The 18,077-nt window shown below is 46.7% G+C and carries 13 protein-coding genes and 1 pseudogene; 3 read left to right on the forward strand and 11 right to left on the reverse strand.

The window, feature by feature from the left end; genetic code table 11:
- Nucleotides 1–61 precede the first annotated feature (61 nt).
- Both panB and ruvB read left to right on the forward strand, forming a co-directional pair.
- Complete coding sequence (gene panB / locus JWV37_RS05525) at nt 62–871, forward strand: 3-methyl-2-oxobutanoate hydroxymethyltransferase (protein WP_205458781.1); 810 nt, start codon at nt 62–64, stop codon at nt 869–871.
- Nucleotides 871–1,878 (forward strand): Holliday junction branch migration DNA helicase RuvB, encoded by a 1,008-nt coding sequence (gene ruvB, locus JWV37_RS05530; RefSeq protein ID WP_205458782.1) that lies wholly within the window; start codon nt 871–873, stop codon nt 1,876–1,878. Before panB ends, ruvB begins: the two co-directional genes overlap by 1 nt.
- Here the strand turns inward: ruvB and JWV37_RS05535 are convergent.
- The 8 genes from JWV37_RS05535 to lgt form a co-directional block, all read right to left on the reverse strand.
- Nucleotides 1,875–3,875 carry a dynamin family protein gene (locus JWV37_RS05535; protein WP_205458783.1) on the reverse strand — a complete coding sequence of 667 codons (2,001 nt, stop codon included), beginning with the start codon at nt 3,873–3,875 and terminating at the stop codon, nt 1,875–1,877. The genes ruvB and JWV37_RS05535 overlap by 4 nt on opposite strands.
- Nucleotides 3,872–6,181: a dynamin family protein gene (locus JWV37_RS05540; protein ID WP_205458784.1), complete on the reverse strand. Its 2,310-nt coding sequence runs from the start codon at nt 6,179–6,181 to the stop codon at nt 3,872–3,874. Before JWV37_RS05540 ends, JWV37_RS05535 begins: the two co-directional genes overlap by 4 nt.
- Nucleotides 6,182–6,292: 111 nt before the next feature.
- Nucleotides 6,293–7,741 (reverse strand): methyl-accepting chemotaxis protein, encoded by a 1,449-nt coding sequence (locus tag JWV37_RS05545; protein WP_205458785.1) that lies wholly within the window; start codon nt 7,739–7,741, stop codon nt 6,293–6,295.
- Nucleotides 7,716–8,222 carry a PAS domain-containing protein gene (locus JWV37_RS05550; RefSeq protein ID WP_205458786.1) on the reverse strand — a complete coding sequence of 169 codons (507 nt, stop codon included), beginning with the start codon at nt 8,220–8,222 and terminating at the stop codon, nt 7,716–7,718. The genes JWV37_RS05545 and JWV37_RS05550 overlap by 26 nt, the downstream gene beginning before the upstream one ends.
- Nucleotides 8,223–8,362: 140 nt before the next feature.
- Nucleotides 8,363–9,082 (reverse strand): fumarate reductase iron-sulfur subunit, encoded by a 720-nt coding sequence (locus JWV37_RS05555; protein WP_205458787.1) that lies wholly within the window; start codon nt 9,080–9,082, stop codon nt 8,363–8,365.
- Nucleotides 9,075–11,063, reverse strand: a complete 1,989-nt coding sequence (locus tag JWV37_RS05560; protein WP_205458788.1) for a fumarate reductase flavoprotein subunit — start codon at nt 11,061–11,063, stop codon at nt 9,075–9,077. Before JWV37_RS05560 ends, JWV37_RS05555 begins: the two co-directional genes overlap by 8 nt.
- Nucleotides 11,063–11,845 (reverse strand): fumarate reductase cytochrome b subunit, encoded by a 783-nt coding sequence (locus JWV37_RS05565; RefSeq protein ID WP_205458789.1) that lies wholly within the window; start codon nt 11,843–11,845, stop codon nt 11,063–11,065. The genes JWV37_RS05560 and JWV37_RS05565 overlap by 1 nt, the downstream gene beginning before the upstream one ends.
- A 157-nt stretch (nt 11,846–12,002) precedes the next feature.
- Nucleotides 12,003–12,818, reverse strand: a complete 816-nt coding sequence (gene lgt / locus JWV37_RS05570; protein WP_205458790.1) for a prolipoprotein diacylglyceryl transferase — start codon at nt 12,816–12,818, stop codon at nt 12,003–12,005.
- Nucleotides 12,819–12,933: 115 nt separating this feature from the next.
- Here lgt and JWV37_RS05575 point away from each other — a divergent pair, with 115 nt between their 5' ends.
- A complete protein-coding gene (locus JWV37_RS05575; RefSeq protein WP_240332047.1) occupies nt 12,934–13,530 on the forward strand; it encodes a DUF2179 domain-containing protein in 597 nt (198 codons plus the stop codon).
- Nucleotide 13,531: 1 nt separating this feature from the next.
- Here the strand turns inward: JWV37_RS05575 and JWV37_RS05580 are convergent, their stop codons facing one another.
- From JWV37_RS05580 to JWV37_RS12955, 3 genes and pseudogenes are all read right to left on the reverse strand, one after another.
- The gene (locus tag JWV37_RS05580) at nt 13,532–15,085 is read right to left on the reverse strand and encodes a bifunctional GNAT family N-acetyltransferase/carbon-nitrogen hydrolase family protein (RefSeq protein ID WP_205458791.1); all 1,554 of its coding nucleotides are present in this window, start codon (nt 15,083–15,085) and stop codon (nt 13,532–13,534) included.
- A gap of 102 nt (nt 15,086–15,187) precedes the next feature.
- A complete protein-coding gene (locus JWV37_RS05585) occupies nt 15,188–17,173 on the reverse strand; it encodes a methyl-accepting chemotaxis protein (RefSeq protein WP_205458792.1) in 1,986 nt (661 codons plus the stop codon).
- 94 nt (nt 17,174–17,267) lie between these two features.
- Nucleotides 17,268–17,762 (reverse strand): annotated as a pseudogene (locus JWV37_RS12955) (methyl-accepting chemotaxis protein); the annotation flags it as partial.
- Nucleotides 17,763–18,077 lie beyond the last annotated feature (315 nt).

Below are 18,077 nucleotides of genomic sequence, written 5' to 3' on the forward strand. Positions count from 1 at the left end.
AAGAATTGCAATTGTACCATTTTTTTGCTAAAATCCATTCACTTCAGCCAAAGGCAACCCCATGAGCATTGTCTCACAAAAGACAACCAAACATACGATTTTATCGATAAAAAAGAAAAAAAACAACGCCCCCATTGTGATGATCACCGCCTACGACGCCCTCTTTGCTTCTCTCTTTGCGCCCCACGCTGACATCCTTCTTGTGGGGGACAGTTTGCAGATGAGTTTTGGAGGCCAAAGCGACACACTAGGTGCCACCATGGACATCATGCTGTACCATACCAAAGCCGTGTGCCAAGGCGCTCCCGGAGCACTTGTAGTGCTTGACATGCCCTTTGGAAGCTACGCCACGCCCGAAATTGGCCTCGCTAATGCCATGCGTGTTTACCAAGAAAGTGCCGCAACTGCGGTAAAAATCGAAGGCGGAAAAGAGCGCGCAGCCCTCATTTCCCACCTTACATGTAACGGTATCGCCGTCATGGGGCACATCGGGCTACTCCCCCAAAACGTGCGCGCCGAGGGAGGGTACAAGGTCAAAGGCAAAGACGCCGACCAAGAAGCCGCGCTCATCCAAGACGCTAAAGCCTTAGAAAAAGCGGGTGTGTTTTGCATGGTGATTGAGGGTGTAGTGTCCGAGGTCGCCACCAAGGTCGCCCAAAGCGTCAATGTCCCGCTCATCGGAATCGGTGCGGGCAATGGCGTGGACGGACAAGTGCTTGTGTGGAGTGACGCCTTTGGGTTTTTCAACGAGTTCAAACCCAAGTTTGTCAAACGCTACCTCGAAGGAGCGACGCTCATCGAAGAAGCCATGGCAACGTATGCCAAAGAAGTGACAGCGCGCCAGTTTCCAGACGCCACAACGAGCTATTAATGGAACGCATCATCGAAATCGAAAAGATGAGTTTTGAGAGCGAATACGAAAGCTCTTTGCGCCCTAGTACGTGGGAAGATTACATCGGGCAAGAGAAAATCAAAAAGAACCTCCAAGTCTTTATCAAAGCATCCAAAAAACGCAATGAAGCCCTAGACCACGTGCTTTTCTTTGGCCCTCCAGGGCTTGGAAAAACCACACTCGCTTACCTCATCGCCGCTGAGATGGGTGCCAATATCAAAATCACCGCCGCGCCCATGATTGAAAAGAGTGGCGACTTGGCCGCTATTTTAACCAACCTTGAAGAGGGCGATGTGCTCTTCATTGACGAAATCCACCGTCTCTCTGCCTCAATCGAAGAGATTCTTTACCCTGCCATGGAGGATTTTCGTCTTGACATTATCATCGGTTCTGGCCCCGCGGCACAGACCATTAAAATCGACCTGCCCCGTTTTACGCTCATCGGTGCCACGACGCGCGCGGGGATGATAAGCTCACCGCTTCGTGACCGCTTTGGGATGCACTTTCGTTTGCAGTTTTACACCCCCGAAGAGCTAGGGCGCATCGTTCAAAAAGCGGGACAAAAGCTCGAAAAACCCTGCCTTAATGAAGCCGCAGCCGAACTTGCCAAGCGGGCAAGAGGAACCCCACGCATCGCCCTTCGGCTGTTAAAACGGGTGCGCGATTACGCGGACGTGGAAGATGAAGCTGTCATTAGCCTAGAACGCGCCCAATACGGGCTAGATGAACTAGGCGTCAACGACATGGGGTTTGATGAAATGGACTTGCGGTTTTTGCGCATTTTGCTCGAATCCAAAGGGCGTCCTTTGGGGCTTGGCACCATTGCTGCGGCATTGAGCGAGGACGAAGGCACGGTGGAAGATGTCATCGAACCTTACCTCATCGCCAAAGGTTACATCGAACGCACCGCACGTGGACGCATTGCGACGCCCAAATGCTACGAAGTGTTTCGGCTCACACCCGGGGCCAAAAACCTATTTGCCTAATCCTTACATGTAAAGGCTTCAAGCGCCTCAATATGCCTTACATGTAAGGCTTTTCTCTCCTCTAAAAAGGCTATTTTTTCGGCTTTTATCTTGGAAAATTGGCGCATGAGCCAGTCGTAATTTTTGTTCAAAAAAGTGTTGCGCGAATGCATCATATTTTCTAACTCATACAGATGAAAGCTGGTACGTAGGCGTGTTTTGATTTCCTCCAATTTGGGTTGATAAAGAGGAAACTGGCTTGGATTTTCTTCGTAGAGTTTAATGGACTCACTGATTTTGCGCTCCAAAAATCCCACACTCACTTCCGTCGCGTTTTGGTAGTTAAAACTCACCGCCGAACTTAAGTGGTTAAATTGGGAGGAGATTTGTGCATAAGAACCTCGAATCTCATCGTTAAAAGGCTTTAAAAAAGTCTCGTACGCCTTGGAAGCAAAACGGCGCAACGCAGCAAAAGCATCCTTGCTGTGCAAGGCATCTTGGGGAGTTTTGGCTTCATAGATTTTTTGCCACCCTTGCACGGCACGCTCAAATTCTTTGTAAATCAGGCTGTTTTCTTGGTTTACTACATCTTGAATCACGCGCAGGTTTTTCACGTATTGTTTGAACATCTTGCCAATCAAATCTTCATCGTAAAACAACACCTTGTACACTCGGTCTGCATGAATCTTCGCCACACGGTATTCGTGGGGAATGTACGTTGTTTTGCCTTTCAAAAGCCCCGCTTTTTGGGCTCCATAACGCACGCGAGTTTCGCTGTCGATGTGCGTAAAAATCTCCGATGCAATCTTGTCGATGATGTTTTCGATTTTTACAAACGCCAAACCAAGCTCTTTACCAAAGCGCGCTTTCAAAGCTTCAAAGGTTTGTTGTGCCTTAGCTTCAAAGGTTTCCAAGATGTCCTCAAGAGCCTCATGGGCCGCCATGATTTCACGGTGTTGGGCGAGGATGCGCCCGCGCAAAGAAGTGAGCTCTTTTTGAATCGCGTACACTTTAGCATCTTGGGCTTGCGGGCGAATCTCTTGGGAGATAAACCCTAACACCGCTTCGATATTGGAATCTTGCAACAAAGAAGCGTTACTTGCACTGTCTGAAGCGGCAATGCGCGCAACCCTTTGCAAATACCCCTCAATCTGCGCCTCTAGCGCCTCTTTTTGCGGAAGAAACTGGGCTTGTTTACATGTAAGCTCCAGCCCCTCAAGCAAATCCTCAAGGGTTGCCTCAAGTTGTGCTTCATGGCTGTGAGAACGCGCTTCAAGGGCTTGTTTGGCGGAAATCGCTACCACTTCGCCAAAGTATTCGCCTAAGGCTTCTTTGACATAAGCCGTAGTTTTTTGGATGTTTTCTTCGGAAAATTTATCTTTTTGGTTGAGCACGCACAAGGATTTTGACGCGTAGGCGTCCATGTACTGTTCCAACACTTCCACTTCACTCAGCTTCCCTGCATTGTCCATCAAGGTGAGCCAAATGATGCCATCGACCTCCCTAAGTACCGCTTGGGTGGTTTCAGTGTCGCTGTGGGCTTGGGAATTTAGCCCTGGCGTGTCCACGAAAACCACTTCTTTCAAAAGCTCCAAAGGGGCATACAGGGTGAGGTATTTGGTTTGCTCTACGCTTTCACGCTGGTCTGTAAAACTGGCGATATTTTCAACCCCATAAAACGCTTCGCGTCCATCATAATAATGCACTTGAAGCTTAAACTCCTCCCCGTAGCGGATGTAGTTGACCTTGGATGTGACTGGCGTTACGCCAGTAGGGAGGATGTTTTTGGAAAGAAGGGCGTTTAAAAAGGTAGATTTTCCGCTGGAAAACTGCCCCGTAATCGCCACTTTCATAGGCTCTTCCACACGGCGCACAAGAGCATCAAGTGCCTCTTTCAAAGGGGATTCTTCGTGCATCAACGTTTGCCTAAAGGCTTCGATGGCTCCAAGCAAAGGGTGGGTAAAGGTTTTGGGCGGGTAATAAGCTTTGATAAAGGCGTCAAAAAGTGGGTGTCTCATGGGCGCACCCCGTCAAAATACGCCATGACTTCTTCGAGGCCGGCACGTTTTTGTCTTAGTTCTTGCTTGCGCACGTCAAGGGTTTTTTGCTCACTCAACGCCAGTGCCAACGCCTCTTTCAAGGCTTTTTCTTCTTCGTCAATCTGCGCCCTTGCTTCTTGGGCAGGGGCTTGGGTTTGGGCGTAAAACTGCGCCACCATCTCACTGCCCACTTCGTATAATCGCGGCATGCTTTTGTGCTCCAATTGTTCAAAAAAAGTAGCAATGGTCTTCTCCATCGCTTCAAACAGGGGTTCGGTTTGCTTTTTGGAAGCCCGCGCCACAAGTCCACATAAGACATCGCTAAGCAAGGAATTATCCGCGCTCAACAACCCTTTTTTGGCCGCTTCGTCGATGTACGCTTTGGGGTCAAAGGCAAGAGGTTCGATGGCACACACAGTGGCGTACTCCACACTCAAAGACTCACTTTGAGCACCCATGTGGCGGTACAACGCAAAGCGGTATTCGCGCAAGGTGTCCATGAGACCGTCTTTGACTGCAGTATAAATCATCATTTCAAGACGCTCGGACTTTGGAAAACGGCTCTCTTTGCGCAAGGTGTAGGTGATGTCGCTGGCCAGTCGGCGTAAAAGTTCGGCGCGAAGGGTGGCAAAACGAGAGCTGGCAAATTGCTTCATGGTGGCAAGGTAGCTTTCAAATTCCCCTTTGAGACGCTCTAGTTCTTCCAATAAACGCTCCAAATTTGCCCGCACGTTTTGTTCTTTCAAAGCGTCGTACCTGCGCTCTAGCTCTTCCACGGAAACATCCAAACGCGCAAGGTGCTCGCCATACTGGGTGTGTTGTTGCTCGCAAACAAGTCGCAACGCTTTTGTGTTAGCCCCAATAGCCAAGGTCGCGCGCTCGTTTTCTTTGCCAAACAACACTTCGTGCAAGTAGCGCTCAATGGCCAAAATTCCCGTTTGTTCTTCGTCGTAACCGCGCGCTAAGGCCTCTTTAGCTCGACCCGTGCGGTGCCACAGTGCGAGCTCTCCTGCGACGGGAAAGATGGCGATTTTCTTTAAAATAGGCTCAATGAGCTGCGCTTTTCCGAGGGACTTGAGTTGGTTGGTGATGCTTCGCGTGGTGTATTCTATCACTTCCTCAAGCTCAGCACTGCTTAGCATATCTACCCGCGTAATCAAAATCACAAGGCGCGAAATGCGTTGGTACGTTAACGCATCGATGATAAAATCCACGTCTTTTTTGGTGGCAGATTGGCTCGCGTTCATGAGGTGAATCATGACATCGCATTGCACCAAATACTGCTTGGTAATCTCCTCGCGCTGCACCACAGGATCATCAAGACCGGGAGTATCTACGATGCTTACCCCCTCTTGGGCTAAGGCCACGTCCGTGTACAGCTCAACGCATTTGACGAGGTTGCATTTCCCTTCGGAGAGCTTAGCGGAGGTAAATTGGCCTAGGGTTTCAAGGGGGATGGTTTGGGAAACACCTTCAGGGCGCACCAGCGTTGCCCACTCTGCGCCAAAACGCGCTTTGGTAGTTTCCACAAAACGGGCCATCGACTCGCTGTTTTGCGCACTTTGTTCGATGCTTTCCCACTCTGCGGCATTCCAAAAATGCACGATTGCTTGGGGTGTGGTGGCGTGCTTGATGATGGCAAGGTTGGCCGTTTCGGGGACAGTGGATGTTCCTAGGATTTCTTGTTTTAACAAGGCATTTAAAAAGGTGGATTTTCCTGCGTTCATAACCCCAGTGATGCCGATGGAAAAGGCAGTATCTCCAAGGCGTTGGATGACGCTTTGGCAGCTCTCCTTGAGACTTTGGCTCTCCAAAAGCTCCTCAAAAAGCGTATGGGCAACTTTTAACAATGCCTCTTTTTGCCCGTGAAAATCAAACCCTTCCGCCACGGGCATGTCGAGGGAAAACGCAGGAAGTGAGGGCTCTACATGTAAAGGGAGTTGGTGCAAAGCTTCTTGCTGTTTTTGAGGGAGAATAGCTGCTTTGTGGAGCGCATCCAAGCACGCCAGCGTTTCTTGCCACATTGTGGCATCACATAAAAGATATGCAAGAAGAGCTTTTTGGGCACAACACATAGCCTCATGCGTGGTTGGTTCTTCTTTAAATATAAGCTCATAAGCTTCTTGAAATGAGGGGAGGTTTTTAACATAATCAAAATTTTCAGCATTCACGGTTAGCACCATCGAAAAAAGCGAGGGAGCAAACTCTGGCATAAAAAGTGCGGGAGAAAAATCAGAACAAGCAGTGGGCCAAAAAGAGGCTAGGTAAGATTCGACTTCTTTCATTTTTCCTTCTTTACATGTAAGTCACATTTAAGAAGGCAAAAGGGTATCACAAAAAAGGAAAGAGGGGCATTAAAAAAATAACCTGCCCCATTCTTTCAATAGAGTTTAACCTCAGGCCGCGTTTTGCTCCCTAAGTGTCTCATCCAGATAATCAAACATTTTTTTACTCTCTTGTTCCACTTCTTTAAAGAGCCCAATAATTTCCTCTTGGTGCCCCAAAAGCGTCTCTTCACCCTCTTTGGTGTAGCGGGCTACTTTTTCTACGTTGGTATAAAGTTTTTGATACGGAACGTAAATCTTCTCATAGCTTCTGGCATTTTCAAATAACTTTTTACCCTCTTGGGTATACCATTTTCCAAATTCCGTCGCATCAAGGCCTGGTAGGTTATGGTAAACCCCTGCCACATAAACGGCATTATAGGTGTCGGATTTGAAAATAGCATGGTGCATCTTTGCCAAAGTTGTATCGATGGTGCGCTGAATAGAGCCGATGCTCACGGAGGTTGCGCTAGAATAAGAGAGCAACTCTTCAAACGTAGAAGAAAGTTTATCAAGAGTCGTGTTGGATTCATCGGCATTGGCTTTCATTTTTACTGCACTTGCCTCAATTTCACTGGTTTCTTGTTGCAACGTTTTGATAGAAATTTCAATCTCTGCGGTCGCTTTTTGGGTTGTTTCGGCAAGCTTTCGTACCTCATCAGCCACTACGGCAAACCCGCGTCCGTGCTCTCCTGCGCGCGCGGCTTCGATGGCAGCATTAAGGGCCAAAAGGTTGGTCTTGTCAGCAATGTCGTTGATGGTTTCTACCACACTACTAATCTCTTCGGTGCGTTGAGCCAACACGCGAATACTTGATTCGTTTTGATCCACATACTGCACTAAGCGAATAATTTTTTCTACCGTTTCATTAAGGTCGTTATAACTCTCTTTTGTTTTTTGACTTGAAATTTCACTGTTTGAAACAATTTCCTTAAGGCGCTCCACGACGGTTTTTAAATCTTGTTGCACCGTACTAAAATCATCCGAAGAACTACTCACGCGGGCAAGTTCCGCATTGAGGGTGTTTTTGGCAATAAATTCATGGTTGGCCTTCATTGCACTCACTGCGGTATTGATAAGATTTGACTGGGCTTTAAACTCGCCGTGCATTCCTTTTTGCAAAATTTTACGGCCGAATTGCTCTTTGGAAGCAGCCTGAATGGTTGCATTTACTTCCTTGGTAAGAAGTTCAAAATTATCCAACAGCATGTTCATGTTGGAACACAACGTCTTAAGCTCTCCACCATCCCTTACTTTAACAATACGTCCATGGAGATTACCGTGAGAACTCTTGTCAACAATGTCTGCTAAAGAATGAATCGTTGCTTGGACCTTGCGAATATTGATAAACATAAACCAAGCAAGAGCAAAATTAGAAAGGCTAATAACCTGAATCGCATGAAAACCATTAACATATACTTCAAGAAAAAAAACAAGCGTAAATGCTACAAGAGAGATAATATTGGCATATTGAATTTTTGCCAATGAAGAAATTTTATTCAAAGGAAAGGATGAAATCATCGTAGCTCACCTTGTGTTGGGATAGGGTTTCGTTTAAAAGTCGAATAGAGGCATCCATGCCACCACCACGTTCAGCTTGGAGCATTTTTTCATACAAGGGGACAACTGCTTCGACTCCTTTTTGGCTTGGGGATCGGCGCACAGAGTGATACCCTGTAATAGCCTTTGTTTTGGGGTCAAATTCAGGCGTAACAAAGGCATGCACCCAATAAAATTTTCCTGTTTTTGAACGGTTTTTTACATAAGCAAAGATCTCTTTTCCTCCGCTAATGGTGTCCCACAAAAGTTTAAACACTGCACGAGGCATGTCGGGATGCCGTAAAATATTATGCGGCGCATCAATTAATTCGTCTTCGCTATACTCGGAGACTTCTATAAAAAGGTCATTGGCGTAGGTAATGCGACCTTTTAAATCTGTTTTAGAGACGATGAAAAGATTTTCATCAAAGCGTAGTTCATTCCCATGTTGCGTAATCTTCACGAATGCTCTCCTTTAACGTGTCTCAATTTTAAAAACTAGTAGTATATCGAAAAAAAGTAAGATAAAAGAGGATTCTGTAGTTGGTGTTACAAAGATAAGAGCGCCGCAACCAAAAGGTTGCGGCAAAGAAAAGAAGGGTATTATTTAAGAGCTACAAGCTTACGGCGCATGTAGGCAATTTTGCTTTGAAGCGGAAGGTGCTTGGGGCAATAATCTTCGCAAGCCAAAAGACTCATACATCCAAAAACACCATCGTCATCACCGACAAGCTCATAATAATCCTCATCAGTTCTCTCATCCAGTGGATCAACCTCAAAACGTGCAATACGGTTTAGTCCAACCGCCCCCACAAAATCTGGACGCATTAACTTGGTGCCACACGCCGCAACACAGATGCCACACTCAATACAACGGTCTAGTTCAAAGGCTTGGTCTGCAATCTCAGGCTCAATGCGCTCTTCGATTTTTGAAATGTCGGTCACTTTTGAGGAGTGAATCCAGCTTTCAACACGCTTGCTCATTGCGTCCATCCACACGCCTGTGTTGACAGAAAGGTCTTTGATGAGTTTAAATGCTGGCATTGGCATGAGTTGAATCACGCCATCAGGAAAATCTTTCGTAAGGGTTCGACATGCTAATTTTGGCTCACCATTAACCATCATGCCACAACTTCCGCAAATACCTGCACGACACACAAAGTCAAAGCTCAAATCTGCGTCGTATTTTTCACGAATCATATTAAGAGCAATGAACAAGGTCATCCCTGGCGTTTCTTCCAATGTATATTCTGCAAAATGGGGCTTAGAAATCTTGCTTTGTGGGTCATATTTTAGTGCCCGAATGGTGATTTTTCTACTCATAACCAACTCCTACTCGTTCGTTAAGTGCTTTAAATTGAGGTTGTAGTTCAAACGGCATTAGCGCATCTTGAATTTCATGACGGCTTTTTCCGGCTTTTTCCATCTCTTCACGAATGCAATCCACTTCTTCTTGGCGTTTTGCGCTATCGGGGTGTTCAATAATGTTCCCTTTAACACCGTATCCCCTAAACGCTGGCGGGATTTCCATTTTCATGATATCCAATGGCTCATATTCAACCGTTGGCATCAAGTCTCCTTCTTTCCATGAAGTAAGGGTTCGGTTTAGCCAGTTGGCATCATCCCGCTTGAGGTAATCTTCACGGTAGTGTGCTCCACGGCTTTCAGTACGGCGAAGAGCGCCCTCAGCAAGGCACAATGCAAGCTTAAGCATCATAGGCACACGATAGGCTTCTTCAAGCTCAGGATTGGCGGCACGTGTTTTTGATTTTACGGTAACATCGTGTGATTTTTTCAAAAGCTCTTGAAGTTCATTTACTGCCTCTGTTAAACCCTTGTGGTCTCTAAAAATAGACACCTTGTCCCACATAATGTCTTTCATACGATTTTTGATAGTAAAGATATCGTTTTTACCCTCACCCTTGAGGAGATGATCGATAAACGCTTCTTGTTTTTTTACCGCACGTTCAATGGCTGTAGTACTTACCGTAATTTGCGTTGTTGTACAGTGTTTTGCAAAGTAATCTCCTACAATCATCCCCGCTACAACAGTTTCACTTACGGAGTTCCCACCCAAACGGTTAAATCCGTGCATATCCCAGCACGCTGCTTCACCGGCACTAAAGAGGCCTTTAAGGGTTGGAGATTCACCTTTTGCATTGGTGCGGATGCCACCCATGGAGTAGTGTTGCATTGGAAGAACTGGTGCCCACCCTTTTGGACCTTCATCCGCAGGGTCAATGCCGTTAAAGATCTGGCAAATTTCTTGTACGTCGCGCAAGTTTTTCTCAATGTGCTCACGGCCGAGAATCGAAATGTCAAGCCAAACGTGCTCGCCATACGGAGAAGGAACGCCCTTGCCATTACGGATGTGTTCCATCATACGACGGCTTACAACGTCACGGCTAGCTAACTCTTTTTTCTCAGGTTCATAATCAGGCATAAAACGGTGTCCGTCCACGTCACGCAACAAACCACCATCCCCGCGGCATCCTTCTGTCAACAAAATACCGGAAGGAACGATGGGCGTTGGGTGAAACTGAACCGCTTCCATGTTACCAAGTTTTGCAACACCTGTTTCAAGAGCGATGGCCGCGCCGATACCTTCACAGTTTACTGCGTTGGTTGTTTGTCGGTATAATCGTCCGTATCCACCTGTAGCAATCAAGGTTCCTTTGGCAACATACGCGGTCAATTCCCCTGTCACCAAATCACGCACAACAGCACCAAAGCACTGGTTGTTCTCGTGGATCAGCGCGATAGCTTCTTTACGGTCTTCCACATTTACATTGTGCTTCAACGCTTCGTTAGCAACAGCAAATAACATGGTGTGGCCTGTTGCGTCGGAGGTGTAGCAGGTGCGCCATTTTTTTGTGCCACCAAAGTCACGTGAGTGAATCAACCCGTGGACTTCTTCTTTCTCATCAATCACAGTACGCTCAGCATTAATAATCGCTGTACGTTTACCCCGTGAAATACGTGTCCAAGGCACGCCCCAAGCAGCAAGCTCGCGAATGGCTTTAGGCGCAACGGTAACAAACATCCGCGCGACGTCTTGATCACAGCCCCAGTCGCTTCCTTTGACCGTATCTTGAAAGTGCAAGTCTTCGTTATCTCCTTCACTCATTTTGGAGTTTCCTAAACTTGCTTGCATTCCCCCTTGCGCAGCAGCAGAGTGCGAACGCTTTACAGGAATCATGCTCAGCACTGTTGTGCTCAACCCTTGCCTAGCGGTTTCTACTGCGGCTCGAAGCCCCGCCAAACCACCTCCAATTACCAATGCGTCACAGTATTTGATATTCATTATGCCTTCACCTTTCCGTCATGTCGCAATTCTAGATGAGATGTTCGCTCATAGCGCTCACCCGCATTATCTCTATGTTCATAGCCAATTTTTACATATGCTGCAAGTGTTACGAGACCGAGTCCCAAAAAGAACACCGTAATCGCCCATTTTAGTTTTTTGAGCTTTGCTCTTGTTTCCTTAGCATTCGCACCTTCAAACCATCCCCATTTAACGCAAAGACGATACAACCCGATACTTCCGTGGAATTCAACAGCTAAAAGTAAAAGAAGGTAAAAAGGCCACATAATATCGGTATACATTCTGTCCGCCGAAGCGTACGGACCAATTTCATGTGATTTTGCAAACATCATCGCAAGATGTGCAGAACCCAAGAAGAACAATACAAAACCTGTAGCAGCCTGAATAAACCATAAAGATGTGTCCTTATGGTTCATCATGCCCATATGTGTACGATACGATTGCCATTGTCTAAAATTAATCGGCAATTTTCTCATTGCAAGAAGTCCGTGTGCGATAAATACCGCCGACACAACCAACACTGCAAATGAAGTGATAGCCGGTTGGGGTTCTTTTAAAAACATACTTCCCTCAAGCATTTGAACTACGTCGTACATAAAGTCTTTGCTAATTAAAATGGTAGAAACAAAGAACATGTGCACCCACATAAACAATCCCAAAAAGAGCCCTGTCGCACTCTGGATATAATCCAGTTGTGCAGGCAACTTACTCTTCTTGCCCTCAACTGACTTGCCTAAAAAACCTTCAATTAGGTCACTCACGCTAGATCCTTTCACTAGAAATTTATTTCCACAGGTAAAAAACAGGGGAAGTCTCCCTGTTTTCAAAGCCAAGAAAAACTTACAAAGCATTCGCGTTTGCCCTTAAGTCATCCTTTATACTTGCAACTATAACAAAAAGATGGGACAAAAATGAGACTCAACGGGCGCGTTTTTTCATAAGAAACAAGTACAAAATCACAGAAACACTCAGCATCATTAAAGAAAGCAATTGCCCCATACTCATCCACTCTCCCACGATAAATCCCAATTGGTAATCAGGCTCCCTCCAAAACTCTGCCACAAACCTCGCCACCGAATACAAGGCACCATACAGCGCAATCAACTCACCTTCAAAACGTTTTTTGTGACGGTAGGCATATAAAACAACAAATACCACAATCCCTTCAAGCACCGCTTCGTACAGCTGAGAGGGGTGGCGAAACACGCCTGCCACGTAAATCCCCCATGGCATTTCTGTAGCACGTCCGATGAGTTCTTGATTGAGAAAATTACCCACACGTCCAAACACATAAGCCAAAGGCACCGAGAGGGCCACAAGGTCTAAAAAGCTCCACGGGTTTTTGTTGTGGCGTTTTGAAAACCCCCACGTGGCCAATAGAAACCCCACAAGCGCACCGTGGTAGCTCATGCCGCGGATCCCCACAAATGTCCCATCAATAAAGGGGTTAAACATCTGCCAAGGGTGGGTCAAATAGTAAACAACATTGGGGTCATAAAAAAGAATATATCCTATGCGCGCACCTAAAATCACTCCTATTTCTACCCATAAAAAATAGGTATCCAAGGCTTTTTCACCAAAAGGAAGGCTGTCTTTTTTCACAAACCATTTGGCAATAAACAGCGCGCTCAAAAGCGCCATTACGTACATAATTCCATACCAATGCACCGCAATGGGGCCTAAAGAAACAGCAACAGGATCAAAGTGGCTGTAGATGTGATGCCAATATTCCATAACACTCCTTGAAAAGGCTTAATTTTAATATAGACTTAATTACACTTGGCTTTACATGTAAAGATAGATTTGGCTTCTTAGGGTTATACTACCTTTCGCGAAACAAGGAGAGAATATGGACATTGCAACGATTTTAAGCTCAGAGTGGTTTGGACTCTATGGCGTGCCACTTCTTATCTGCTTGGCGCGCATCACGGACGTTACTATTGGCACCTTGCGCATCATTTTTGTAGCCAAAGGCTTGCGGCGCGTGGCTCCCGTTTTAGGCTTTTTTGAAATTATTATCTGGCTTACCGCCCTCACCCAAGTCATGGGCAACCTCACCAACCCTGTCAACTTTTTTGCCTACGCGCTAGGCTTTTCTCTGGGGAATTATTTGGGCATTTACATCGAAAATCGTTTGGCCCTTGGTATGGTGGTCATTCGCATCATCACCAAACGCGACTCCCATGCTCTTGCCACAAAACTGCGTGAAATCGGACACAGTGTCACGTCCTTGGACGCCGAGGGCAACGATGGTCCAGTCAATGTCGTCTTTACAGTTGTCAAACGCTCTCAGACTAAAAAAATCATACCGCTTATCCAACACTACAACCCGCGCGCGGTTTACTCCATTGAGGATGTCAGGCACGTGAGTGACCCAAACTTCCCCATGAAAACCCCTCTGGCGCGCAAAGGCATCGCTGAGCGTTTGCGCGGGGTGGCAAAATAAGTTAACTTTTTAGGATAGAAAAATTCTCCACCCCGCCCTTCCATTCAAGGGTATACAAATCTTCACGGCGCGAACGGAAGTTGCGCACGCTTCCGCGCTCACGAAGCTCCTTTAAAAGACGCACGTCAAGGTCGGCTACAAGGGTCATCTCGGTATTTGGCGTGGCTTCGGCGATAGTCGCATCATGAGCAAACGCATAATCTGAAGGACTAAACACCGCCGCTTGAGAGTACTGAATGTCCATATTTTCTACCTTGGGCAAGTTGCCCACACTGCCCGAGATAACCACATAGCATTCGTTTTCAATAGCCCGCGCTTGGGCACAACGACGCACGCGCAAATAGGCGTTTTTGGTGTCTGTCCAGTAAGGCACAAACAAAATATCAACCCGATGCTTGGCAAGCAATCTTGAAAGCTCCGGAAACTCCACGTCGTAACAAATGAGCACACCGATGCGCCCTGTGTCCGTTTCAAAAACAGAGAGTTTATCGCCCCCTTGCATCCCCCAGTACGCTTCCTCATCAGGAGTGATGTGAAGCTTCTTTTGAAAGGCATGGGTGCCATCGCGTCGGCACAGGTAGCTGGTATTGTAAAGCACTTGGTCGCGGTATTCGGGCATGCTTCCTGCGATGATGTTGGTGTTGTAGCGTACTGCCATTTGTCCGATTTTTTCTACTAACTCATCCGTATAGCTAGCCACGGTGCGAATGGCAGCTTCGGGGCTTTCTTCGGGGTGCAAGGCCATGAGAGGTGCGTTAAAAAACTCAGGAAAGAGCACAAAATCCGACTGGTACCCCGCCATGGCGTCTACAAAAAACTCCACTTGATCTAAAAACTCTTCCACGCTCCGCACACTGCGCATCTGCCATTGCACCGCGCCGATGCGAATGATAGAACGGGTAATGATAGGCTGTTCGGGGCTCTCTTCGTACTCGACGTTACTCCACTCTAGCAAGGTGGCGTACTCTTTGGACGCTTGGTCGCCTTTAAGATAGCCTTTAAGAATCCGCCGCACGTGAAAGTCGTTGGCCAGTTGAAAGCCAAGTACAGGGTCGCTGATTTCTTTGTGTTTGACTTGTTCGATATAGCGCGCGGGAGTCATTTCGTGGGCGTATTTAGCATAACCAGGGATGCGCCCCCCTGCGATGATGCGTTTGAGGTTGAGCCATACGCACAGTTCTTTGCGCGCATCGTACAGCCGCCTTCCAAGGCGAAGTCCACGGTACTCTGGGTCTACAAACACGTCCAAACCGTACAAGGTGTCACCTTCGGGATCGTGGGTGGTCAATAAGCCTGCCCCTGTGATCTCTTCGTAGGTGTGGCGGTCGCCAAATTTACCATAATTCACAATCAAACTTTGCGCTGCTGCGACAACTTTGCTGTCATCTTCGATACAAATCTGCCCTTCGGGAAAGGCTTTGAGTTGGGCATAAAACTCTTTTTTTGTCCACCCGCCAAGGGTGGGGTAGACTTTGTCCATAATCGCTTTTATATCTGCATAATCTTCGCGTCGCAAGTTTCGTAAAATCAGCTTGCTCGCATGTTTTTCTGCCATGAATGCTCCTTTACATGTAAAGGTATTGTAACACAAGGTGGCAACACTTTAGGCTTCTTGAAGCATTGCCCCAAAACAAAACAAAGCGCTCCTTTTCTTTGTTTATTTTGGGGTGCTAGTTTTAAACTGAGCAAGCATGGCAATAAGCTCATGGGACAAGGTTGCAACCTCTTTGGCAACCTTGTCGGCTTCTGAAATACTTGTACTGTTTGAAGCCGAAATATCTTGCAGGGTTTCTAGCTTGCGCACAAAAGCATCCATAAGCCCGGCACTTTGGTTAACTGCTTGTGTTGTTTCAGTGATGCTTTTCGCAGCAGTTCCCATAGTCGCACTCACCGCCTCAACCTCGCTTTGAACCTCATCTGTTTGCTCCACCAGTACGCGCACGCGCTGAGTGCCAGCATTCATTTCGCCACTTGTATCTACAATAGATTGAACAATCACGTTAATCGTAGCGTTAATTTCAATGAGAGATTTTTGTGTTTTTTCGGCCAGTTTTCGCACCTCATCGGCCACCACGGCAAACCCGCGCCCGTGCTCTCCTGCCCGCGCGGCTTCGATGGCAGCATTGAGAGCCAAAAGGTTGGTCTGCTCCGCAATATCCGCAATCACATCCAGTACAGATTTCACCTGTTCTGCATCATGACTTAATTGGGTTAACTTGCCTGCAAGCTCCATTTCCATATGGGAATTTTCACTGACTTTTTCAATTGTATTAACAATCAATACACGAGCATGCTCTAATTGCTTATGGGCTTCTAGCATTTCACCTTGCGTTGTGTTTGCCTCTTTGGAAACCCCCAAGAGAGCTTTTTTGAGCGCCAAAGCCTCACTAGAATTCTCTTTGATGATATCAACCTCACGAGTAATATTTGTCAATATTTGACCAAAAGCCGAGGCAAGCTCACCTGAAACGGCAACATTTTGCCTAGCCCCTTCTTGCGTCTTAGTAATCACACCGTGCAGCCCTTCTACAAACTCGCCCAAAGAAGTGTATATTCCGCTAAATTCATCCTGCACATTGCTGTGAATACGTCGACCCAAATCCTTACTTGTTGCAACATCCAAAATGGTTTTGCGCAAGGCATTAACACGCCGTTGTATGTCTCTGGCTATCACCCAGCCAATCACCAATGAAAAAAGAAAAATAGCACTTCCTATAAGAGCGTCCGTCAAAGCGGTAGATTTGTGTGCTGCCATAACAGCATCGATTTCTTGGGAGATTTTATCATCAACTTCTTTAAGTTGGTCTATTTTTTCCGTCATGGTTGCAAACCAACTTTCCGCATTGACACCAAAGTTTCCCTCGCTTCCCTTGCTAATAGCTAGGTTTCTCAGGCGGGCCACTTCAGCAAAAGAGGGGTGTTTTTGTGCTTGTGCATAATACCCGCGCACTTGCGCTGTGGTGTTGTCATAAAACACTGACATGTACGAAGCTTGCTCTGCGATGAGCGTTATTACCCGTTCAAACATGCCTGGCGCAAAACGATCTGCACCAAAGGTACCGCTAAGCACTGCGCGCTCAACCCCCGCGCGCTCTTTAGCTTTAAGATAAGCCGTATAGGCCACAAGGGCTCTGGTAACATCGTTTTTCGGAGAGAGCGTGGCGGCGTAGGCAGTAATGTCAAGCATTTTATTGTTCATGTCGGTGTAATATTTTACCACTTGACCCAATGGAAGCTCAAGGGCGCTCACGCGCTCACGCATATTTGCCAATTGGCTTAAATCCTCAAGCAGAGCATCAACTTCTTCTTTGAAAGAGGAAGGGTAGACAGAAAAATCCACCAAAGAGGCTACCCTCTTAAACGCGCCCACTTGTTTGTCAGTAGCACTACGCTGAGCTGGAAGCGTTTGTGCGAACTGTGCACCTTTGCTGCCCGTAAAACCTGCGCTCATACCCCGTTCTTTTTGGGTTTCGTGAATCAAAAGTGAAATACTTTTACTCATCTCAACAAGAGCATGCACCTGTGTAAGTTGAGTATTAAACCGGTAATCATCCACTACTTTTGTAGCGGTCAGATACACCAAGCCAATCAGCGGAATAAACGTTAGGGCGAGCAGTTTGCTCTTAATGCCAAGCTGAATCATAAAATCTCCTTGCAAAAACTAGCAAGGAGATTAACATAGTTATGATTTTTTCGCCATGACCTGCATCAAAGCTTTTAGCAGGTCATGTAAAAATCTAGACCTTAAACTCCTCAAGTTTGGCGCGCAGTCTGTCGGTCTGGGTGCGCAGATTGTGAGATGCTTCGACAATGTGGTTTACGTCTGTTGAGTTTTTGGTTGCCATGGTGTCTGCTTTGAGTACCACTTCAATGAGTTTTTGCGCTTCTTGCTCAATGGTTTTTGAGCCCTCCAAGGAGCGATCAACCACCCCGTCCACATCGCGCATAAGCAAGGAAACCTCATCTACTGAGGCTTGCACTTCTTCGGAGTTTTTGGCGAGTTTTTGAATCTCTTTGGAATTGTTGGAGATAGAATGAGAAATCTCTTCGATAGAGCGCACAGTACCCTCAACGGTTGTGTTGATCTCCTCCAGACTTGTTTGCGTTCTTTCTGCCAAGATTCGCACCTCATCGGCTACTACAGCAAAACCTCTCCCGTGCTCCCCTGCACGCGCAGCTTCGATGGCAGCATTAAGAGCCAAAAGATTTGTCTGGTCTGCAATTTCACCAATGGCTTCAAGAACATTTTTGATTGCGGAAGTTTCTTTGGTTAGGGTACCTAGACGCGCAGTAAGCAGTTGGTCGTTTTTAGTGCTTTGGTTTACCACGCCCGCTAACTGTGTGACCAAATCCCGCGCATACTGCAAACGTGTTTCGGCCTTTTGGAGGTTTTCTTTTGTGGCCTTTGATTCTTTTAGAGTTTCTTGGATAATGGTAATGGAGTGCTCTTGGGTGGTTTTGATACCCCTGTTCATGGCAAGCTGCTCCTTGAAACTACTCTCTAGCGCTACACACAAATGGCTAAGTTGATTGGAGATAGAGGCATT

Source organism: Sulfurospirillum tamanense, from assembly GCF_016937535.1.
GTDB classification, from domain to species: domain Bacteria; phylum Campylobacterota; class Campylobacteria; order Campylobacterales; family Campylobacteraceae; genus Sulfurospirillum_B; species Sulfurospirillum_B tamanense.

Excerpts from the sequence above, each read along its gene's own strand:
- panB (WP_205458781.1), top strand. The coding sequence starts at position 62 with ATGAGCATTGTCTCACAAAAGACAACCAAACATACGATTTTATCGATA.
- ruvB (WP_205458782.1), top strand. The coding sequence starts at position 871 with ATGGAACGCATCATCGAAATCGAAAAGATGAGTTTTGAGAGCGAATAC.
- JWV37_RS05535 (WP_205458783.1), bottom strand. The coding sequence starts at position 3,875 with ATGAGACACCCACTTTTTGACGCCTTTATCAAAGCTTATTACCCGCCC.
- JWV37_RS05540 (WP_205458784.1), bottom strand. The coding sequence starts at position 6,181 with ATGAAAGAAGTCGAATCTTACCTAGCCTCTTTTTGGCCCACTGCTTGT.
- JWV37_RS05545 (WP_205458785.1), bottom strand. The coding sequence starts at position 7,741 with ATGATTTCATCCTTTCCTTTGAATAAAATTTCTTCATTGGCAAAAATT.
- JWV37_RS05555 (WP_205458787.1), bottom strand. The coding sequence starts at position 9,082 with ATGAGTAGAAAAATCACCATTCGGGCACTAAAATATGACCCACAAAGC.
- JWV37_RS05560 (WP_205458788.1), bottom strand. The coding sequence starts at position 11,063 with ATGAATATCAAATACTGTGACGCATTGGTAATTGGAGGTGGTTTGGCG.
- lgt (WP_205458790.1), bottom strand. The coding sequence starts at position 12,818 with ATGGAATATTGGCATCACATCTACAGCCACTTTGATCCTGTTGCTGTT.
- JWV37_RS05575 (WP_240332047.1), top strand. The coding sequence starts at position 12,934 with ATGGACATTGCAACGATTTTAAGCTCAGAGTGGTTTGGACTCTATGGC.
- JWV37_RS05580 (WP_205458791.1), bottom strand. The coding sequence starts at position 15,085 with ATGGCAGAAAAACATGCGAGCAAGCTGATTTTACGAAACTTGCGACGC.
- JWV37_RS05585 (WP_205458792.1), bottom strand. The coding sequence starts at position 17,173 with ATGATTCAGCTTGGCATTAAGAGCAAACTGCTCGCCCTAACGTTTATT.